Source organism: Williamsia serinedens, assembly GCF_024171725.1.
GTDB lineage: Bacteria > Actinomycetota > Actinomycetes > Mycobacteriales > Mycobacteriaceae > Williamsia_A > Williamsia_A serinedens.
The window spans coordinates 729,561-747,307 of record NZ_JAMTCG010000001.1; the positions used below are offsets into that span (position 1 = coordinate 729,561).

A 17,747-nucleotide genomic window follows, 5' to 3' on the forward strand; every position below is an offset into this window, starting at 1 on the left:
CCGGTTACCCGGCCGCCGACGATCCGTCGCCGGAGGGTCCGCTGAGGAACACCAGACGGAACTTGCCGATCTGCACCTCGTCGCCGTTGGCCAGGACCGCCGAGTCGACGGGCTCCCGGTTCACGTAGGTGCCGTTCAGCGAGCCGACGTCGACGACCTGGAACTCGTTGTCCGCGAGACGGAACTCCGCGTGGCGACGGGAGACGGTCACGTCGTCGAGGAAGATGTCGCTGTCGGGGTGGCGACCCGCCGACGTGGTGGTCTGATCGAGGAGGAAGCGCGACCCGGCGTTCGGCCCACGCTTGACGACGAGCAGCGCGGTACCCGGCGAGAGACGTTCGACGGCGGCCTCGGCGGTGTCGGTCGTCGATCCCCCGGAAGCGTCGAGTTCCTTGATGAAATCGGCGCGGAAGACCGACGTCGTCTCCACGGGCGCGTCGTAGTCCTTCTCGTTGTCGCTCACCAACCACTCCTTCTCGGGTTCTCGTGACCTGTCGATGCAGGTCGCGCGTGTCGGGTCGACAGCGGTGGCGCATGTCGACCCGGTTGTCCGTGGTGATCCCCGGCGGCCGGGGTGCCTGTCGACGCGGTGGTGGTCCGCGTCAGGTGCTCCCGAGGTCCGCTCGTGCCCATCTGACCGTACCCTGCCGGGCCCCGGCCGGATCAGCTGTCGATGACCTTGCGGTAGCCGTCGGCGTCGAGCAGGCCGCCGAGCACCGCGTCGAGGTCGGTGCCGTCGGAGACGGCGATCTCGATGAGCCACCCGTCGCCGTACGGCGCGGAGTTCACCAGTTCCGGCGTGCTCTCCAGGGCGTCGTTCACCGCGGCCACCGAGCCCTCGAGCGGGCCGTAGATGTCCGACACGCTCTTGGTCGACTCGACCTCGGCGAACGACTCGCCCGCGGTCACATCGTCGTCGACGGCGGGCAGCTGCACGAACACGACGTCGCCGAGCTGATCCTGTGCGTAGGCGGTGATCCCGACCCGGACCCGATCCGGTCCGAGCTGCTCGATCCACTCGTGTTCGACGGTGTAGCGCAGGTTCCCGGGGACCTCGATCTCACTCACGCCGTGAACCCTATCGTGCCCGCGGCACGTGCCGGACGACGAGCACCACCTGCCACCAGTACTGCACGAACGACCACACGTACATGCCGGTGCCCCAGATGAGGAAGGCCCATCCGATCGGGTGGAACACGTCGCCGAGCCAGTTGTCGATCTGTCCGCCGAGCACGAACGGGAACCCGTACATCAGCGAGAACGTCGCCGCCTTGCCCACGTAGGTGACCGGCAGCGCGGTCAACCCGCGCGTGCGCAGGATCGGAACCGCGGCCAGCAGCAACAGATCCCGTCCGATGAGGACCCCGATGAGCCACCAGGGGACGATGTCGCGCACCCCGAGGCAGATCGGGATGACGATCATGTAGATCCGGTCGGCGGCCGGGTCGAGCAGGGCGCCGAGCGACGACGACTGGTCCAACAGTCGGGCGAGTTTGCCGTCGGCCCAGTCCGACGCACCGGACACCAGGAGGATCGCGAACGACCACCCGTAGGCGTGCTCGAACACCAACAGCCACACGAACACCGGCACGAGCACCAGACGCAGCAGGCTCAGTGCGTTGGGGACCGTGACGACGCGGTCCGACATGACGGGCTCGACCGCCCCGGGTGCCCGCGTGGAGCCCTCGGAATCCATGGCGCCCAGCCTGTCACACCACCGACGGGCCCGGGGTCAGCGGAAGATGCCGATGATCCCCTGCAGCGTCTTCGCCCCGCCCGACGCGAACGGGTTGTCGTGGACCATGTAGGTCCACGTCGTCGTCGAGCGACGCAGGTCCGCGCCCTCGAGGTCGACGCCGTCGGCGGTGATGGTCGCCTCGCGGAAGGTGGTGCGCGCCTTCTCCACCGCCTCGGCGGGAAGGGTCGCGAAGGCGTCGAGGATCAGCTTGTGGAACTCGTCGAGCGGGCTCTCCCGGCCGATCGACCGCAGGTGGATGCTGGCGCGCACATCGGCGACGAAGGCCAGGTGATCGGCCCAGGCGCGGTCGAGGTGGTACAGCACGATCTCGCGGGCCGCCTGCACGAGGACGTCACGCGGCACCGGGTCGGTCTTCACGGCCACCGCCGAGGCCTGCGCGCCGTCGGACTCGTCGGCAGCGTCCTCAGGAGTCGTCGACGAGCCGGCCGTCCCCGTCAGCTCGGCGTACCGCTGCGGCTCGGACTCCTCGAACTCCGTCAGGGCGATGTCGGTGGTGAGCACCTCCATGCGGCGCTTGACGACGATGTCGCGCTGCTGGTTGACCAGCTTGTTGTAGCGCCAGGTGTTCGCGTGCAGCTCGAGCATGATGCCCTCGGCCACACGCTGCGCCTGCTCGATGAGCTCGATGCCGCGCTCCCCCATCGACCCGTCCTCGTTCTCCGACTCTGGATCCCGCTTGAACGACAGGTTCTTGGTGACCACCGGGTCCTGCAGCGAGGAGAAGAACACGCTGCGCCCCGGGTCACCCTGACGACCCGCACGTCCGCGCAGCTGGCTGTCGAGCCGCTCGGTGTCGTGACGTCCGGTCCCGACGACGCACAGACCGCCGAGTTCGACGATCTGGTCGCGGGCACCGGTCGACTTGCCGTCCTTCTCGCCGCGGCTGCCGCCGAGCTTGATGTCGGTGCCGCGACCGGCCATCTGCGTCGAGACCGTGACGGCGTCGAGTGCGCCGGCCTCGGCGATGATGACCGCCTCCTCGGCGTCGTTCTTGGCGTTGAGGACGACACTGCTGACGCCTGCCCGCTCGAGCAGCAGCGCCAGCTCCTCCGACTCGGCGACGTCGTGGGTGCCGATGAGCACCGGCTGGCCGGTCTCGTGGATCTCCTTGACGAACTCGACGATCGCCTCGGCCTTGTGGAACTTGGTGTCGTACACGCGATCGGGCTCGTCGACACGGATGTTGTCGGTGTTCGGCGGGATCTGCGAGACGGCGAGGTCGTAGAACTGGCGGAACTGCTCGCCGGCGGCGAGGGCGGTGCCGGTCATGCCGCACACCGTCGGGTAGCGACCGATGAGCGCCTGGACGGTCATCGTGTCGATGACCTCGCCCGAATCCGTCTGCGCCAGGCCCTCTTTCATCTCCACGGCCGCCTGCAGGCCGTCGGGCCAGCGCTGCAGCTGGGCGACACGGCCGCGGGAGGAGTTGATGAGGTGCACGCCGCCGTCGCGGACGATGTAGTGGACGTCGCGTTCGACGAGGATGTGCGCGTGCATGGCGATGGTGACGTGCACGAGCGTGGTGCCGACGTGCTCCTCGGAGTAGAGGTCGATGCCGCCGAGCTCGGCCTCGACGAACTCCGCGCCCTCGTCGGTGAGGAATACGTTGCGGCCCTCGGTGTCGATCTCGTAGTGGTTCTTCTTCAGCTTGGCCACGGTGTCGTGGATGAGCTTGTCGGGCACCTCGCCGGTGGTGGCGCCGGCCAGGATGAGGGGCACCAGCGCCTCGTCGACGAGCACCGAGTCGGCCTCGTCGATGATCGCCACGTCCGGTGTCGGGGAGACCAGGTCCTCCTCGCGGGTGACCAGCTGGTCGCGCAGGACGTCGAACCCGATCTCGTTCACCGAGGCGTAGGTGACGTCGGCGGCGTAGGCGGTACGGCGCTCGTCCTTCGTCGACGACTCCGACACCGAGCCGGAGGTCATGTCGAACAGGTCGAACAGGGGCTTCATCCACTCCGCGTCGCGCGTGGCGAGGTAGTCGTTGACGGAGATGACATGCACGCGGCGGCCCAGCAGCACGTAGCCGACGGCCGCGATCGCGCCCGACAGGGTCTTGCCCTCACCGGTCGCCATCTCGACGATGTCGCCCTCGAGCAGGCGCAGCGCGCCCTGCAGCTGGACGTCGAAGGGGCGCATCTGCAGCGAGCGCTCGGCACCCTCGCGGACCAGGGCCAGGAACTTCGCGCGGTCGTCCCCCGCGGGATCGGTGATGTCCAGTTTCTCCGCCGCCGACGCGAACTCGTCGTCGGACAACCCCGCGGCCCAGTCGTCGTGCGAGGAGGCCTTGGTGATGAGGGCGACCGACTTCGACTGGTTGCGCGTCGCCTGCGCGCCCAGCATCCGCCACATCCTGTTGGAGAGCTTGCCCACTGACCGATCACTCCTGTCTGACGTGCACGGGGGCCTGCCCGCCCCGCGCCCCGTGGCCGACCCCACCGTACGCGGGACGGCCCGCCGACCTGCGGGAGATCACGCCGTCGAGGTCACACCCCTTCGACGACGTCGACTCAGACCCCGCCGACGACGTCGACTCAGACCCCGCCGACGACTTCGTCGAGGAAGTCGACGTAATCGGCGACCGCGGTCTCGAAGGCGTCGCCGAGATAGATGTCGAAGTGGCCGACCGGGTAGCGCTTGATCACGGCGTTCGGCATGCGTTCGGCGTGCTTGATCGTCGCGGCGGCCGGGGCCACGGTGTCGTTCTCGCAGACGCCGAACAGGACCGGCGCCGTCACCGACCTCGCGACCTTGCCCGGCTTGTCCCGCGGGATCCGCAGGGCCACGGCCGCGGCGACCTCGTCGGAGAAGGACATCCCCTCGGGCACGAGGGCGAGGTAGCCGTCGAGCGCGTCGGGGGTGTTCATCAGGGCGGTCTGGCCGGGTCGTCCCGCCAGCGGCACCAACACCCGGGGCTTGTGGCGTGCGGCGGCGAGCGTGTCGGCGACGGCGCGGGCGGTGACGGCGAGCGACGACGGCCCCATGCTGGCGCGTGCCGAGGCGATCCCGTCGGTGAAGGGGCACTGCGCGATCGCCGCGGCGACGCGCGGGTCCTGCGCCGCGATGACCAGCACGTGTCCGCCGCCGAACGAGGACCCGAAGAGGACGACACGGTCGGGGTCGACACCCGGCAGCGACCGCGCGTGGGCGATGGCGGCGTGCCAGTCCTCCCGTTGACGGTCGACGTCGAGGAGCTGGCGCGGCTCGCCGCCGCTGGCACCGAAGTGCCGGTAGTCGAAGGCCAGCGCGTGGTATCCCGCGTCGGCGAACCGCTCCGCATAGGCGTCGAGCCGCATCTCCTTCACCGCGCCGAGGCCGTGGCCCAGCACCACGATCGGGCGTCGTTCACCGTCGGCCGCCTCGGCCCGGTACAGCCACCCCGCGCAGCGGGTGCCGTGCGAGTCGACCGTGATGTCCTCGCGTGGATACGCCTCGGGCCCCGTCGTCATGGGGTGATTATGTCGCGGGCCACACGCCGGGTCGCAGCGACCTGATCGCCGCCACGTAGCGCCGGGCCATGATCCGTTGGGCGACCCGACCGATCGGCCCGCCCACCCGCGTCAGCAGCGACCCCGGCCGCGAGAACGCCGTGACCGCCAGGCGCACGGTGCCGTCGTCGTCGAGGTGGACGAGGAACGCCTCCTCCCCGTCCTCGGGATGGCCGGGCAGCGTGCCGTACACGAAGCCCGCCCGGTTCGGTTCGTCGACGACGCGCACCACCCGCACCGGGGCGCGCAGGGCCAGCGGCCCCGGACCGAGCACGACGTCGGCGACGGTGCCCTCCACCAGCGGGTCGTCGGTCGCCGCGACGCGCGCCCCCGATCGCAGCTGCACCTGCCAGGCGAGCACCGCCGCGGCGCACTGCTCGAAGCGCTCACGTCCGTGTCCGACGGCACCGTCGTGGTGCAGATGGTGATAGCCCGACGGCAGTCCGGTGAGCGTCGCCCCGACGTCGCGATAGGTCAGGTCGGCGGCGCGCAGGTCCGCGGCGCGGTCGGGTGCCAACGGGGTCGAGCGCTGCTCGGTCATGCCCCACCGTATCGCCGCGGGTGCACATGGAGTCCGGCCGCGACGCCCGCCTCACGGTAGTGGCGGGCGAGGGTGTCGACGGTCTCGTGCGCGTTGAGTCCACTGGGGTTCGGGACCACCCACAGTCGTGCCCCGGCCAGGTCCTCCGGTTGCTCCCCCGTGGCCGCCTTGCGACGCCCGAACCCGGTGCGGTACGCCGTGATCCCCGCGACCGCGACCACCCGCGGCCCGACGGCACGCACCGTCTCCTCGAGGCGGCGCGCGCCGGCGCGCAGCTCGTCGTCGTCGAGTTCGTCGGCGCGTGCGGTGGCCCGCGCGACGATGTTCGTGATGCCGATGCCGGCGCCGAGCAGCACCTCGCGGTCGGTCGGCGACATCCCCGACGAGGCGTCGATCACGCGGTCGACGAGGCCGCCGCGGAACAGGGCCGGGTAGAAGCGGTTGCCGGGCCGGGCGAAGTGGGCGCCGGTCGCCGCGGTCCACAGGCTCGGGTTGATGCCGACGAACAGAAGCCGGCACCGGTCGTCGACGAGGTCGTCGACGACGGCGTTCTCGTGGGCGAGCAACTCGTCACGACGGAACCCGATGACGTGTCCTCCCGTCTACGGTCGAGCCATGACCGGTGCTCCCCTGGACCGACGTGTGCACTTCATGACGCTGGCGACCGCCGATCTCGACGCGGCGCGCCGCTTCTACGTCGACGGGCTCGGCTGGGAACCGCTGCTCGACGTCGCCGACGAGATCGTCTTCTTCCAGGTGGCACCCGGCCTGGTGCTCGGCTTCTTCGAGGCCGAGAAGTTCGCGGCCGACGTTGCGGGCGCGACCACGAACATCGTCGCGGGGGTGACGCTCGCGCACAACGTCGGCGACCGCGACGCGGTGCACGCCGTCGTCGACCGGATGGCAGCCTCCGGCGGCACCGTGGTGACCGCGCCGGAGGACGGAGCGTTCGGCGGCATCTTCCACGCGATCGTCCGGGACCCGAACGGCGTGGTCTGGGAGGTCGCCCACAACCCCGGGTGGCACGTCGACGACGACGGCACGGTCCACCTCGGCTGAGTCGTCGACCGGGTGCCGGACCACGTCAGGGACGCAGTTCGAGGTCGATCACGACCGGTGAGTGGTCGCTGACGGGCGGCGTCCCCTCGGGGCGGTCGACGACGGCGGCGTCGAGGACGGTGAACTGGGCGGACGCATACACCCGATCGCTCGTCGGACGCGTCGCGACACCGGCGTCGCTGAGTCCCACCGCCTGTGCCAGCCGCGTCTCCGCGGCGTACTCGGCGGAGTCGCGTTGCGTGTTGAAGTCCGCACCCACCACGGTGGGTCCCGGCCAGAGTCGGACGGTGTCGAGCACGGGCGCCACCTGACGGGCCACCTCGTCGACGCCGTCGTGCGGAGAGCTGAAGTGCCCCGAGACGATCCGGATCGCGGTCCCCGCCGGTGTCACCGCCATGGCGTCGGCGGCGCCCCGCGGCTGGTGTTCGGTGGTCGTCGGGAACCAGCGACGACGCAGTCCCCAGCGACCACCCGCGGCGCCGGCCCACAGCGCGAGGGCAGAGCGGGCGCGTCGGGCCCAGTCGTCACCGAACGCGTCGCCGATCCGCAGTCCGCGGGCATCGGTGAGCGTGATGCCGTGGAAGGTCAGGATCCCCGGCCCCTCCTGCCGCCCGTAGACCTTCTCCGCGGTGACGGACATCGTCGCGCCGGTGGGGTGCAGGCGGCGGGCCAGCGCGCGCAGCGTGTCGCTGAACGTCGACCGCAGCGCGAACCGGTCGAGCTCCTGGAGCAGCACGATGTCGGGGTCGAGGTCGGCGATCGCCTGCGCCAACCGGTCGAGCTTGGCCGGGGTCGCGAGGAACTCCCCCGAGCCGCCCATCCCGCCGTGCACGTTGAACTCGACGACGCGGATGCGTTCGGGCGCGCGGACCGCGGGATCCGCAGCGGCCCGGACCGGCACGACCGGTGTCCGTGGACCGATGGCGGTCGCCGCGGCAGCGGCTCCCAGAGCAGTCGCCGCGCCCAGCGCGGCCCCGGCCCGCGGCCGCGACCACACCGACCCGACTGCGGCGCCGATCGCTGTCGCGGGCACCGGCCACCACCCGCGGTCACGGATCGCGGTGCCCACCGTCTCCACCAGTCCCGGGCGGTGACGGGGTGCGGGGATCGGCGGGAGTGCGGCGCCCCGGACGCGCGGGACGCGTCGGACACCGTGCACGCGCGGTTCGACCGTGAGAGCCATCGCCGACCGCCGGCGTCAGATCTCGAACTGGACGCGCGCGATCTGTTCGGCGACGGCGCCGATCTCGGCACGGTGCACGTTGTGTTCGGCGTCGACGTCGTAGCCGCGGTAGTCCTCGGCGGTCGCCCAGTCGTTGGTGATCGCGAAGTCCCAGCCGCCGTCCCGGAGACCGGCGTCCAGGCCGGTGTGGTTGGCGAGACACCCGGGGAGGTCCAGCGCGGCGATCCCTGCGAGAGCGCCCTCGAGGCGGGCCCGGTCCTGCGTGGCCTGCTCACCCTCGGCGGCGCGCAGCCGCCCCATCACGACGTTGCGGATCATGGGGCGAGTATGCGCCAGGGCGTCAGAGGTGTGCCGCGGTGACCGCCGCCCAGTAGATGTCGGCGGTCGCCGCGCAGGTGGAGTACCCGGTGCCGCTCGTGCCGTAGGCGTACGCGCAGTTCGTCTTCAGGTCCGTGCGCAGGGCGGCGTCGCAGGCGGTGTACGACGTCCCCGCACGGTCGGCCGCGTCGTAGCAGAGGTCGTGGCGCGCGCAGGGTCCGCGAAAGTCCGCTGCGAAGTAGCTGTCCGGCGACGACGTGCAGTAGTCTTGTCGCGCAACGGGTTCCAGGCTCGTGTTGTAGACGTATTCGCTCGGGACGGTGACGAAGGCGGTCGCTCGCAGCGTGGTCCGCGACTGCTGTGACAGCGGCGGCCCCGGGTACACCTGCGACGCGGCCTGCACCTCCGGCGAGATCGGGTACTGCTCGGTCGGTGTCGCGTGGGCGAGTGCTCCGTCGCCGACGAGGGCGAACACGACGAGCGCGGACGCGGCGATCAGGGCATGCAGCTTGGTCATGAGCGAAGCGAACCATCTCGCGTCGTCCCTGCGCCGTGACTCCGCTGAACCGCCGGTGAACGCTCACCGACAGGTGCGCCTCAGATCCGGATCACCGTGACGCCACCGGCACCCGCGCCGGGGCGACCGAGGTCGGCGAGCCGTCCGGGCGCGTCCGCCAGTCCGATGACCTCGCCGAGCAACCGCTGCGGCGCGAGCCGTCCGGCGGCGATGTCGGCGAGCATCGCTGGGTACTCGTGCGCGGCCATGCCGTGGCTGCCGAGTACCTGCAATTCCCGGGCGACGACGGCGCCCATGGGGACGGCGGGGTCGACGTCGGCGCCGAGCAACCCGACCTGCACATGTCGACCGCGGGGCCGCAGGGTCCCGATCGAGGCGCGCATGGTGGCCGGTGAGCCGAACGCGTCCAGCGAGCAGTCGATCTCGTCGAGCCCGTCGGCGGATTCGGCCACCTGCGCCGCACCCACGTCGAGGGCGAGGGCCCGGCTCGTCGCCGACGGGTCGATGCCGACGACGCTCGCGCCCCGTGCGGCGGCGATCATGACGGCGGCCAGACCCACCCCGCCGCAACCGTGGACGGCGACGCGCTCCCCGGCCTGTACCGCGCCAACCGCCGTGACAGCGCGGTAGGCGGTGGCGAACCGGCACCCGAGACCGGCGGCGGCCTCGTCGGACACCGCGTCGGGGACGGCGACGAGGTTGACGTCGGCGTGGCGAAGGGCGACGAGGTCGGCGAACGAGCCGGCGTGGGTGAAGCCTGGTTGCTCCTGTCGCTCGCACACCTGGTGATCGCCCCGACGACAGCTGCGACAGGTCCCGCAGGCGCACACGAAGGGCGCGGTGACGCGATCTCCGGGCGACCATCGGGTCACGCCCGCGCCGACCTCGACGACCGTGCCGACCAGTTCGTGGCCGGGCACGCTCGGCAGCGGGATGTCGGGGTCGTGCCCCTGCCAGCCGTGCCAGTCCGATCGGCACAGTCCCGTCGCCGCGACGGCGACGACGACACCGTCGTCGGGGCACACCGGGGGTGCGACGTCGCGGAGTTCGATGGGGCCGCCGAAGCGCTCGTACACGACTGCTCTCACGGCCTCAGCCTGCCGCAGCGACCGCTCTCAGGAGAAGCCGACGATCGGGCGCGGGCGGTAGTGCTGCTCGAGCGTCGCGATCTCGTCGTCGGAGAGCGACACGTCCAGCGCCGCGACGGCGTCGTCGACGTGACCGACCTTGCCTGCACCGATGATCGGCGCGGTGACCACCGGCTTGTGCAACACCCACGCCAGGGCGATCTGCGCGCGCGGCACACCGCGTTTCCCGGCCAGGTCCGACACCGCGTCGACGGTGGCCTTGTCGCCCTCGTCGTAGAGGGTCGAGCCGAACTGGTCGGTCTGGCTCCGCGTCGTCTCGGTGTCCCAGTCGCGGGTGAGCCGACCGCGCGCGAGCGGACTCCACGGGATGACGCCGATGCCCTGGTCGGCGCAGAGCGGGTGCATCTCGCGCTCCTCCTCGCGGTACAGGAGGTTGTAGTGGTCCTGCATGGAGATGAACCGGCTCCAGCCGTGCAGCTCGGAGGTGTACAGCGACTTCGAGAACTGCCACGCGAACATCGAGGACGCCCCGATGTAGCGGGCCTTGCCCGCCTTCACGACGTCGTGCAGCGCCTCGATCGTCTCCTCGATCGGCGTCGTCGGATCCCACCGGTGGATCTGGTAGAGGTCCACGTAGTCCGTTCCGAGTCGCCGCAGACTGGCGTCGATCTCGGTCATGATCGCCTTGCGCGACGATCCGCGCTCATTCGGATGCGGGCGACCGTTGTTGTAGACCTTGGTCGCGAGCACGATGTCGTCGCGGTCGGCGAAGTCGCGCAGTGCCCGTCCGACGATCTCCTCGCTCGATCCCGCGGAGTACACGTTGGCGGTGTCGAAGAAGGTGATCCCCTGCTCCAGGGCGTGCCGGATGATGTCCCGGGACTGGTCCTCCGGCAGCGTCCACTCGTGCGGTCCCTGGTCCGGCTCGCCGAAACTCATGCAGCCCAGGCAGATCCGCGACACCTTCAGTCCGCTGCGCCCGACGTTCACGTAGTCCACGACACTCTCCTCACTCCGACGTCTCTCCCGTCGACGCTAGCCACGGTCGTCGGTTGCGGCACGAACCGGACATAGGCTCGCAGCGTGGAAGGCACCGTGATCGTCGTCGACGCCGCGAACGTGGTGGGGTCACGACCCGACGGGTGGTGGCGTGACCGACGCGGTGCGACGGAGCGGCTGCGGGACGAGATCGCCGGTCTCGCCGCGACCGGTGTCGACGGTTCGGGACCGGGGAGGGTGCTTCTCGTCGTCGAGGGTGCGGCGCGCGGCGTCGCGTCGACACCGACCGTCGAGGTGGTCGAGGCCGACGGGTCCGGAGACGACGCGATAGTGGCCGTAGTGGCCGGCCTCGACACGGTGAGCGACTGTGTCGTCGTCACCGCCGACCGCGAATTGCGCCGCCGGGTCGGGGAACTCGGCGCGCGGGTCACCGGGCCCCGGTCGGTCCGGGGGCGGCCCGGTCCGGGAAGGGTGAACCGGACATCGTCGTTGGCCCCGCACATGGCTGAGAAGATCTGGTTCATCACCGGCACCTCCCGAGGCTTCGGACGCGAGTGGGCCGTCGCGGCGCTCGACCGGGGCGACAGGGTCGCGGCCACCGCCCGCGACACGTCCTCGCTCGACGACCTCGTGGAGAGGTACGGCGACGCGATCCTGCCCATCGAGCTCGACGTCACCGACCGCGACGCCGACTTCGCCGCCGTCGCCCGCGCCCACGACCATTTCGGACGCCTCGACGTGGTGGTGAACAACGCGGGGTACGGCCTGTTCGGCTTCGTCGAGGAGGTGAGCGAGTCGGAGGCCCGCGCCCAGATCGAGACGAACGTCTTCGGTGCGCTGTGGGTCACCCAGGCGGCGCTGCCGTACCTGCGCGAGCAGCGGTCCGGCCACATCGTCCAGGTGTCGTCGATCGGCGGCATCAGCGCGTTCCCGAACGTCGGGCTGTACCACGCCAGCAAGTGGGCGCTGGAGGGGTTCTCGCAGTCGCTCGCGCAGGAGGTCGAGTCGTTCGGCATCCACGTCACGCTGGTCGAGCCCGGCGGGTTCTCCACCGACTGGGGCGGATCGTCGGCGAAGCGGGCGACGCCCATCGACGCCTACGCCGAGATCCACGAGGCCGCGGACGAGGCTCGCGCGCAGCGGTCGACGACGCCGGGTGACCCGACCGCATCCGGGCGGGCCATCCTGAAGGTCGTCGACGCCGAGACCCCTCCGCTGCGCGTGTTCTTCGGGGAGGCCCCGCTCGGCATCGCCAAATCGGACTACGAGAAGCGACTGGCGACCTGGGAGGAGTGGCAACCCGTCGCCGTCGAGGCCCAGGGCTGATCGTCGCCCCGCGCGTTTGACGTGCCCCGGTCGGCGGGCACCCGCCCGGGCATGACGAGCACACAGTCGGCCGTATTCGACACGATGCCCATCGCCGGCGACTGGCGCCGCGGTAGGGCGAAGTCGGTGACGACCGACCTGGACCCCTACACCGGCGAGACCATCGTCGAGATCGCGAACGCGTCCACCGACGATGTCGACGACGCGTTCGCAGCGGCCGCCGACGCGCAGCGCGCGTGGGCGGCTCGGTCGGCGTCCGACCGCGCCGAGGTCTTCGTCGAGGCCGCGGCGGTGATGACCCGGCGCAAGGACGAGATCGTCGGGTGGTTCACCCGCGAGCTCGGCGCCATCCGACCGCGGGCGGAATGGGAGTGGCTGGCCGTCCGGGCGGTGATGCTCGAGTCGGCGTCCTGTCCCGGCCGCGTCGCGGGGCGGATGCTGCCCGGGGATCTCATCGACGGCAAGGAGAACCGGGTCTACCGGCGTCCGTTGGGCACGGTCGGGGTGATCAGCCCGTGGAACTTCCCGATGCAGCTCTCCAACCGATCGGTCGCGCCCGCACTCGCGGTCGGCAACGCGGTGGTGCTCAAACCCGCCAGCGACTCCCCCGTCACCGGGGGACTGCTCCTCGCGCAGATCTTCGACGAGGCGGGCCTCCCGCCCGGCCTGCTCAGTGTCGTCGTCGGGAAGTCCTCGGAGATCGGTGACCACCTGGCGGGGCATCCGTCGTCGCGGCTGACCTCGTTCACGGGGTCGACCGAGGTGGGTGAACACCTGGCGCAGCAGTCACCCCTGACGAAGAAGTCGTTGGAACTCGGCGGGAACGGCCCGCTCGTCGTCCTCGACGACGCCGACGTCGACCGCGCCGTCGACGCGGCGGTCTTCGGGTCGTTCTTCCACCAGGGTCAGGTGTGCATGGCGACGAACCGCATCATCGTCGACGACAGCATCCACGACCAGTTCGTCGACAAACTGTGCGCGCGGACGACCGCGTTGCGCGTGGGCGATCCCCGCGATGCCGACACGCAGATCGGCCCGATCATCAACTCCTCACAACGGGACTCGATCCGCGACAAGATCTCCCAGGCCCACGACGACGGCGCCGAGGTGGTCGGCGGCGGTGAGCCGACAGGGCCGTCGGGGCTGGTCCTCCCGCCGTGCGTGGTCGTGGGCGACAACTCGGTCGCCACTGCGCGCGAGGAAGTGTTCGGTCCGGTGGCCACGGTCATCCGCGCCGACGACGAGGATCACGCCGTGGCGATCGCCAACGACACCGACTACGGGCTGTCGAGCGCGGTATTCAGCGCCGACGTCGACCGCGCGGTGCAGTGCGGCCTCCGCATCGAGGCCGGCATGACCCACGTCAACGACACCACGATCAACGACGAACCCAACACCGCGTTCGGTGGCGAGAAGGCCTCCGGCATCGGTCGCTTCGGCGGCGAGTGGGCCATCGAGGAGTTCACGACCGACCACTGGGTCGGGATACAGCGGACCCGACGCGACTACGCGATCTGAGCGCGGTCACGCCGGGTCCGGCGAGGTGTCGGGGAGGGCGGTGTCAGCCCAGTTCCGCCTGCGTCCAGTTGCTGGAGAAGTCGAGGCCGGACCGGATGTAGAGCTGGCTGACCGGGCAGCGACGCTCGACCTCGGAGACGAACTTCTGGAAGGTCGCCTCGTCGGCATCCGACTGCACGGTCACGTCGACGGTCACCTTGTCGAAGTTGGCGTTGCCCTCCGCGCCGGTCACGAACACCGCCGTGTCGAGGTCACCTTGGATGCGGAAGGTGAACTCGCCCAGCGAGATGCCCAGGTCCTTGGCGACGATGGACGCGGTCACCTGGTTGCACGAGGTCAGCGCACCCAGTGCGTACAGCAGCGGGCTGGGCGCGGCGTCCTTGCCGCCGAACGCCGGGTAGGCGTCGGTGTCGAACTCGTGCTTGTTGTCGCCCTGAGCGATCAGGTGCTGCGCGACCCCGGAACCGGTCGCCTCCACGACGAAGGGGACGACGGACGTGCGGATCGTGCTGGACATGGACGGCCCTTTCGATTGCTGACGGAACCGGTCCAGGATGCCTCATGGCACGCGTGCGGGGAGCGGGTTGCGATCAGCGCGACCGGAACCCGGCCGACGGGAACATCAGCGGAAGCTGAGGGGTTCGTCGCCCCAGGCGGCCCGGAGACCCGCGTCGACGTCGGCCACACGATCGCCGGCGTCGATGACCAGGGCTCGTCGGGTCTGCGTGTCCCATGCGGGCCAGATCGGATCGACGGCTCCCCCGTCGGGACGGCCCGTGGCCGCGAAGGTCGTCCATCGCCGCTGCATCCGTTCCGACACCCGACGTGCGACCGCATGACCGCCGAGGAGGAACTCGACGCTGCGCTTGCGCGACCGCACACCGCCGAACACGTAGCCGAGCTCGGTCGCGTGGGTCGCCCCGATGCCCAGCGCCTTCAGCAGCCGGGACGCCCAGTCGTAGCGGTACAGGTAGACCGGGGCGACCGTGCTGTGCCCGTCGGCGAGCCACACCGTCGGCATCCGGAAAGCGAGGTCGCGGGCGACGGCCAGGCCGCGGGCCTTCTCGCGGACCCGGGAGTAGGCCGACATGACGTCCTCCTCGGCCGGGATGACGAGTTCCGGCCGCTCGACGGCGATCTGGGAGAACATGGCGCGGATGGCGTCGGCCTTGATGGGGATGATCGGTGACCGGATGAGACGGAACAGCGCCGCCTCGTGCTTGTTCGTCCCGATCACCAACGGGACCGGTGCCGCGCGACCCGCCCGGAACGCGTCGATCGGGTACTCCGACAGGACGTCGCCGTCGACGACGGGCGCGAAGGCCAGGCGACCCGGCGCGGCCGTCGGGACGGCGTCGAAGAGTGCATTCGAGGCCTTCAGCAAGGTCTCGACCGGGAGGTCTCGCAGCCGGGAGACGTCCTCGGGCGCCACCCCGACCTTCTCGAGGAACTGCTCGGCCACGATCCGAGCCCGCGCGGCGTCATAGATCGACGTCGCGGGCGAACTCTGGGCGATCGCCCGGTGATAGAGCCCGCGTGCGGACGGCACCGCCATCAGCGTCGTCACCATGCCCCCGCCGGCCGACTCGCCGAACACGGTCACCGACTCCGGGTCCCCGCCGAACGCGGCGATGTTGTCGCGCACCCACTCCAGCGACGCGATGACGTCGCGCAGCGCCAGGTTGGTGTCGAAGGTCTGCGTCTCGTCGCCGAACGAGGTCAGCTCGAGGAACCCCAACGGGCCGAGGCGGTAGTTGATCGTGACGAGGACGACCTCGCCGTCGCGGACGAGCCGCGGCCCGTCGTAGATCGGCTGACTGCCCGACCCGACGATGTAGGCGCCACCGTGGATCCACACCATCACCGGCCTGAGCGTGTCCGGTCCTGCCGATTCCGGTGCCGCGACGTTGAGCACCAGGCAGTCCTCGGAGACGCTCACCCCCTCGCCGATGTCGAACATCGGGAACCGTGGTTGTGGTGCCGCGGGGCCGAAGGTGGACGCGTCGCGGACGCCCGTCCACGGCTCCGGCGGCCGGGGTGCCCGCCACCGCAGGTCGTCGACCGGGGGTGCGGCGTACGGGATGCCCTTCCAGCGACGGATGCCGGTGTGGGCGTCGACGGTGCCGCGCACCGTGCCCTGCGCGGTCGCGACCTCGAGTGAACTCACCCGACCATTCTCCCCGAGGCCGGTCAGACCTCGGCCGATGCCTCCCGCGTCCAGGTGACGGTCACCGGCAGGTCGTCGTCCCACGGTTGCCGGGTGGCCATGTCGGCGACGCGCATCTCGCCGCGTTCGAACTCCCCTGTCGCGGCGTCGACGAGGCGGTAGCGCTGCCGTTGACGGTGGATCGGCTGCGCCTCGAGCAGCACCACCCGGACCTCGCCGGGCTCGAAGTGACACCGACGCTGCAGCGACGCGATCAGCTGTTCGTTCGACAGATGGCCGTCGCCGAAGTTCCACCCCATCGCCATGCTGCAGATGCGTTCACCGTCGGTGAGGACGTAGTCCGTCTCCGGTCGACCGGCCATCGCCCGGTGGGCCAGCGTGAACAGCGCGCGACCGTGGGTGTTGAAGGCGCGGAACGCATATCCCTTGTACATGGCGATCTGAGCGCCCTCCAGACCGCCGTAGACCCGCTCGAGCTGGGAGGCCGGCAGCGCCGCGATCGCGACGATCCCCGCCTCGAGTTTCGCCGACGCGGCCGGGGTCACGCACCACAGGCCCGTGTCCCAGTTGCCCGCGTAGTAGCGCATGCCGGGCAGGAACGACACGAGGTCCGGACGGAGGTTGCCCAGCACCACCGTGCCCGCGCTCACGGCGACCAGCGCGATCACCCAGCCGGGGTTCTCGAGGTCGCCGAGTCCGAGGTCGGCGTGGCCGACGAAGAGCGCCACCACGCCGAACATCATGAAGACGTTCCACTCCAGGGGCACGCCCATCGGGATCGCGGAGAGGATCGCGAAGTGGAAGATCAGCATGACCGCCGCCGCGACCCAGGTGAGCCACCCGCCCGTCGAGGCGAACAGCACCAGGCCGACGCACATCTCGATCACGGTGCTGGCGTGGGCGATCCACCGGGCGGGTCGGCCGGGGCGCAGGTCGTCGGGGAAGTTCTCGAAGAACGATCGCTTGAGGCGTTTGGTCCGGATGATCGGGTTGTTCGACATCATCGTCGACACGACGAACGGGAAGTGCTTGTTCAGCTTCGACGTCGCCGCACCCATCCAGATGACGACGAACAGCAGCTTGCTCGCGACGATCACGTCGGGCGCGGTGAACAGGAACGTCACCGCGAAGGCGCCGTAGACCTCACCGCGGGCGGCCAGGAAGATCGTCTTGTCCCGTAGTCCGATCACCGCGAGCAGCGCGAGGATCGTCCAGATCTGCCAGTGCGGCAGCAGCCCGACAGTGGTGTCGAGCGACGGTTGCGGCCCGGTGCCGCCGCTCGCGAGGGCGATCACCAGCATCACCAGCAGTGCCCCGTAGACGAGAACGTCGACGGGTGTCCGTTCGTCGCCCCGGGTGAGCGGGATCCGTCCCGGCCAGGGCGGCTGACGGATCGTCTTGGGGCGCAGCCAGTACAGGATCGAGCCCATCGGCGGGAAGAAGCGGTTGTTCAGCGGGCCGAAGCCGCATCCGAGGCCGATGACCTCGAACAGCATCGTGTAGAGGACGACCTTCTGGAACACGATCGGCTCGTCGTACCACCGCGCGACGTCGGCGAACCCGCCGACGCCGGGTGTGGCCGCCGCGATCGCCCACGCCACCAGGACGTAGACGGCGATCTTGAGGACGTAGAAGAGGTGCAACACCACCGGCGTGCCGAACCCGACCTCGGCCCAGTGGTGGGCCATCGGACGGATCTTCTCCGACCGCGTTCCCCGGCTCCACTTCGCGAAGTCCACCTGCGGGGAGTCCTGCGTGATGAATCCCATGGTCTCAGCACGCTA

General features: G+C 70.5%; 18 protein-coding genes. 3 read left to right on the top strand and 15 right to left on the bottom strand.

Translation table 11 applies throughout. The annotated features are described in order from the left end of the window. Positions 1-4: 4 nt before the first annotated feature. From garA to LX12_RS03385, 7 genes are all read right to left on the bottom strand, one after another. Positions 5-463: a glycogen accumulation regulator GarA gene (gene garA / locus LX12_RS03355; protein ID WP_344017444.1), complete on the bottom strand. Its 459-nt coding sequence runs from the start codon at positions 461-463 to the stop codon at positions 5-7. A 200-nt stretch (positions 464-663) separates the two neighbouring features. Further along, positions 664-1,068: a glycine cleavage system protein GcvH gene (gene gcvH / locus LX12_RS03360; RefSeq protein WP_253653059.1), complete on the bottom strand. Its 405-nt coding sequence runs from the start codon at positions 1,066-1,068 to the stop codon at positions 664-666. Positions 1,069-1,078: 10 nt separating this feature from the next. Further along, complete coding sequence (locus tag LX12_RS03365) at positions 1,079-1,696, bottom strand: CDP-alcohol phosphatidyltransferase family protein (RefSeq protein ID WP_253653060.1); 618 nt, start codon at positions 1,694-1,696, stop codon at positions 1,079-1,081. Positions 1,697-1,732: 36 nt separating this feature from the next. Further along, positions 1,733-4,132 carry an accessory Sec system translocase SecA2 gene (secA2, locus tag LX12_RS03370; protein WP_253653061.1) on the bottom strand — a complete coding sequence of 800 codons (2,400 nt, stop codon included), beginning with the start codon at positions 4,130-4,132 and terminating at the stop codon, positions 1,733-1,735. Between the two features lie 161 nt (positions 4,133-4,293). Beyond that, positions 4,294-5,208 (bottom strand): alpha/beta hydrolase, encoded by a 915-nt coding sequence (locus LX12_RS03375; protein WP_253653062.1) that lies wholly within the window; start codon positions 5,206-5,208, stop codon positions 4,294-4,296. A 7-nt stretch (positions 5,209-5,215) separates the two neighbouring features. Continuing rightward, entirely contained in the window at positions 5,216-5,788 is a 573-nt protein-coding gene (locus tag LX12_RS03380; protein ID WP_253653063.1) for a DUF1990 domain-containing protein, read from the bottom strand. Further along, complete coding sequence (locus tag LX12_RS03385; protein ID WP_253653178.1) at positions 5,785-6,375, bottom strand: mismatch-specific DNA-glycosylase; 591 nt, start codon at positions 6,373-6,375, stop codon at positions 5,785-5,787. The genes LX12_RS03380 and LX12_RS03385 overlap by 4 nt, the downstream gene beginning before the upstream one ends. A 28-nt stretch (positions 6,376-6,403) precedes the next feature. Between LX12_RS03385 and LX12_RS03390 the strand changes: the two genes are divergently transcribed. Beyond that, positions 6,404-6,847, top strand: a complete 444-nt coding sequence (locus tag LX12_RS03390) for a VOC family protein (RefSeq protein WP_372504907.1) — start codon at positions 6,404-6,406, stop codon at positions 6,845-6,847. Between the two features lie 25 nt (positions 6,848-6,872). On the opposite strand, the gene LX12_RS03395 is transcribed toward LX12_RS03390, so the two are convergent. The 5 genes from LX12_RS03395 to LX12_RS03415 form a co-directional block, all read right to left on the bottom strand. Beyond that, entirely contained in the window at positions 6,873-8,030 is a 1,158-nt protein-coding gene (locus LX12_RS03395; protein ID WP_253653064.1) for an endonuclease/exonuclease/phosphatase family protein, read from the bottom strand. A 15-nt stretch (positions 8,031-8,045) separates the two neighbouring features. Beyond that, entirely contained in the window at positions 8,046-8,348 is a 303-nt protein-coding gene (locus tag LX12_RS03400) for an antibiotic biosynthesis monooxygenase family protein (RefSeq protein ID WP_253653065.1), read from the bottom strand. A gap of 22 nt (positions 8,349-8,370) precedes the next feature. Further along, a complete protein-coding gene (locus tag LX12_RS03405; RefSeq protein ID WP_253653066.1) occupies positions 8,371-8,865 on the bottom strand; it encodes a phospholipase A2 in 495 nt (164 codons plus the stop codon). Positions 8,866-8,945: 80 nt separating this feature from the next. Continuing rightward, the gene (locus tag LX12_RS03410) at positions 8,946-9,953 is read right to left on the bottom strand and encodes an alcohol dehydrogenase catalytic domain-containing protein (RefSeq protein ID WP_253653067.1); all 1,008 of its coding nucleotides are present in this window, start codon (positions 9,951-9,953) and stop codon (positions 8,946-8,948) included. Positions 9,954-9,980: 27 nt separating this feature from the next. After that, a complete protein-coding gene (locus LX12_RS03415; RefSeq protein ID WP_253653068.1) occupies positions 9,981-10,952 on the bottom strand; it encodes an aldo/keto reductase in 972 nt (323 codons plus the stop codon). A 501-nt stretch (positions 10,953-11,453) separates the two neighbouring features. Here LX12_RS03415 and LX12_RS03420 point away from each other — a divergent pair. Together LX12_RS03420 and LX12_RS03425 are read left to right on the top strand one after the other, a co-directional pair. Then, positions 11,454-12,278, top strand: coding sequence for an SDR family oxidoreductase (locus LX12_RS03420; RefSeq protein ID WP_253653180.1), 825 nt, complete (start codon positions 11,454-11,456; stop codon positions 12,276-12,278). Between the two features lie 51 nt (positions 12,279-12,329). Continuing rightward, entirely contained in the window at positions 12,330-13,796 is a 1,467-nt protein-coding gene (locus tag LX12_RS03425) for an aldehyde dehydrogenase family protein (protein WP_253653069.1), read from the top strand. 43 nt (positions 13,797-13,839) lie between these two features. Here the strand turns inward: LX12_RS03425 and LX12_RS03430 are convergent, their stop codons facing one another. The 3 genes from LX12_RS03430 to LX12_RS03440 all read right to left on the bottom strand — a co-directional run bounded on the left by LX12_RS03430 (position 13,840) and on the right by LX12_RS03440 (position 17,732). Then, a complete protein-coding gene (locus LX12_RS03430) occupies positions 13,840-14,313 on the bottom strand; it encodes an OsmC family protein (RefSeq protein ID WP_253653070.1) in 474 nt (157 codons plus the stop codon). Positions 14,314-14,418: 105 nt separating this feature from the next. After that, entirely contained in the window at positions 14,419-15,963 is a 1,545-nt protein-coding gene (locus LX12_RS03435) for a carboxylesterase/lipase family protein (protein ID WP_253653071.1), read from the bottom strand. A gap of 23 nt (positions 15,964-15,986) precedes the next feature. Next, entirely contained in the window at positions 15,987-17,732 is a 1,746-nt protein-coding gene (locus LX12_RS03440) for a DUF3556 domain-containing protein (RefSeq protein WP_253653072.1), read from the bottom strand. Positions 17,733-17,747 lie beyond the last annotated feature (15 nt).

Coding starts and splice junctions, on each gene's coding strand:
- LX12_RS03400 (WP_253653065.1), bottom strand. CDS start 8,348: ATGATCCGCAACGTCGTGATGGGGCGGCTGCGCGCCGCCGAGGGTGAG.
- LX12_RS03365 (WP_253653060.1), bottom strand. CDS start 1,696: ATGGATTCCGAGGGCTCCACGCGGGCACCCGGGGCGGTCGAGCCCGTC.
- LX12_RS03380 (WP_253653063.1), bottom strand. CDS start 5,788: ATGACCGAGCAGCGCTCGACCCCGTTGGCACCCGACCGCGCCGCGGAC.
- LX12_RS03375 (WP_253653062.1), bottom strand. CDS start 5,208: ATGACGACGGGGCCCGAGGCGTATCCACGCGAGGACATCACGGTCGAC.
- LX12_RS03425 (WP_253653069.1), top strand. CDS start 12,330: ATGACGAGCACACAGTCGGCCGTATTCGACACGATGCCCATCGCCGGC.
- LX12_RS03390 (WP_372504907.1), top strand. CDS start 6,404: ATGACCGGTGCTCCCCTGGACCGACGTGTGCACTTCATGACGCTGGCG.
- LX12_RS03395 (WP_253653064.1), bottom strand. CDS start 8,030: ATGGCTCTCACGGTCGAACCGCGCGTGCACGGTGTCCGACGCGTCCCG.
- LX12_RS03440 (WP_253653072.1), bottom strand. CDS start 17,732: ATGGGATTCATCACGCAGGACTCCCCGCAGGTGGACTTCGCGAAGTGG.
- LX12_RS03420 (WP_253653180.1), top strand. CDS start 11,454: ATGGCTGAGAAGATCTGGTTCATCACCGGCACCTCCCGAGGCTTCGGA.
- LX12_RS03430 (WP_253653070.1), bottom strand. CDS start 14,313: ATGTCCAGCACGATCCGCACGTCCGTCGTCCCCTTCGTCGTGGAGGCG.
- LX12_RS03405 (WP_253653066.1), bottom strand. CDS start 8,865: ATGACCAAGCTGCATGCCCTGATCGCCGCGTCCGCGCTCGTCGTGTTC.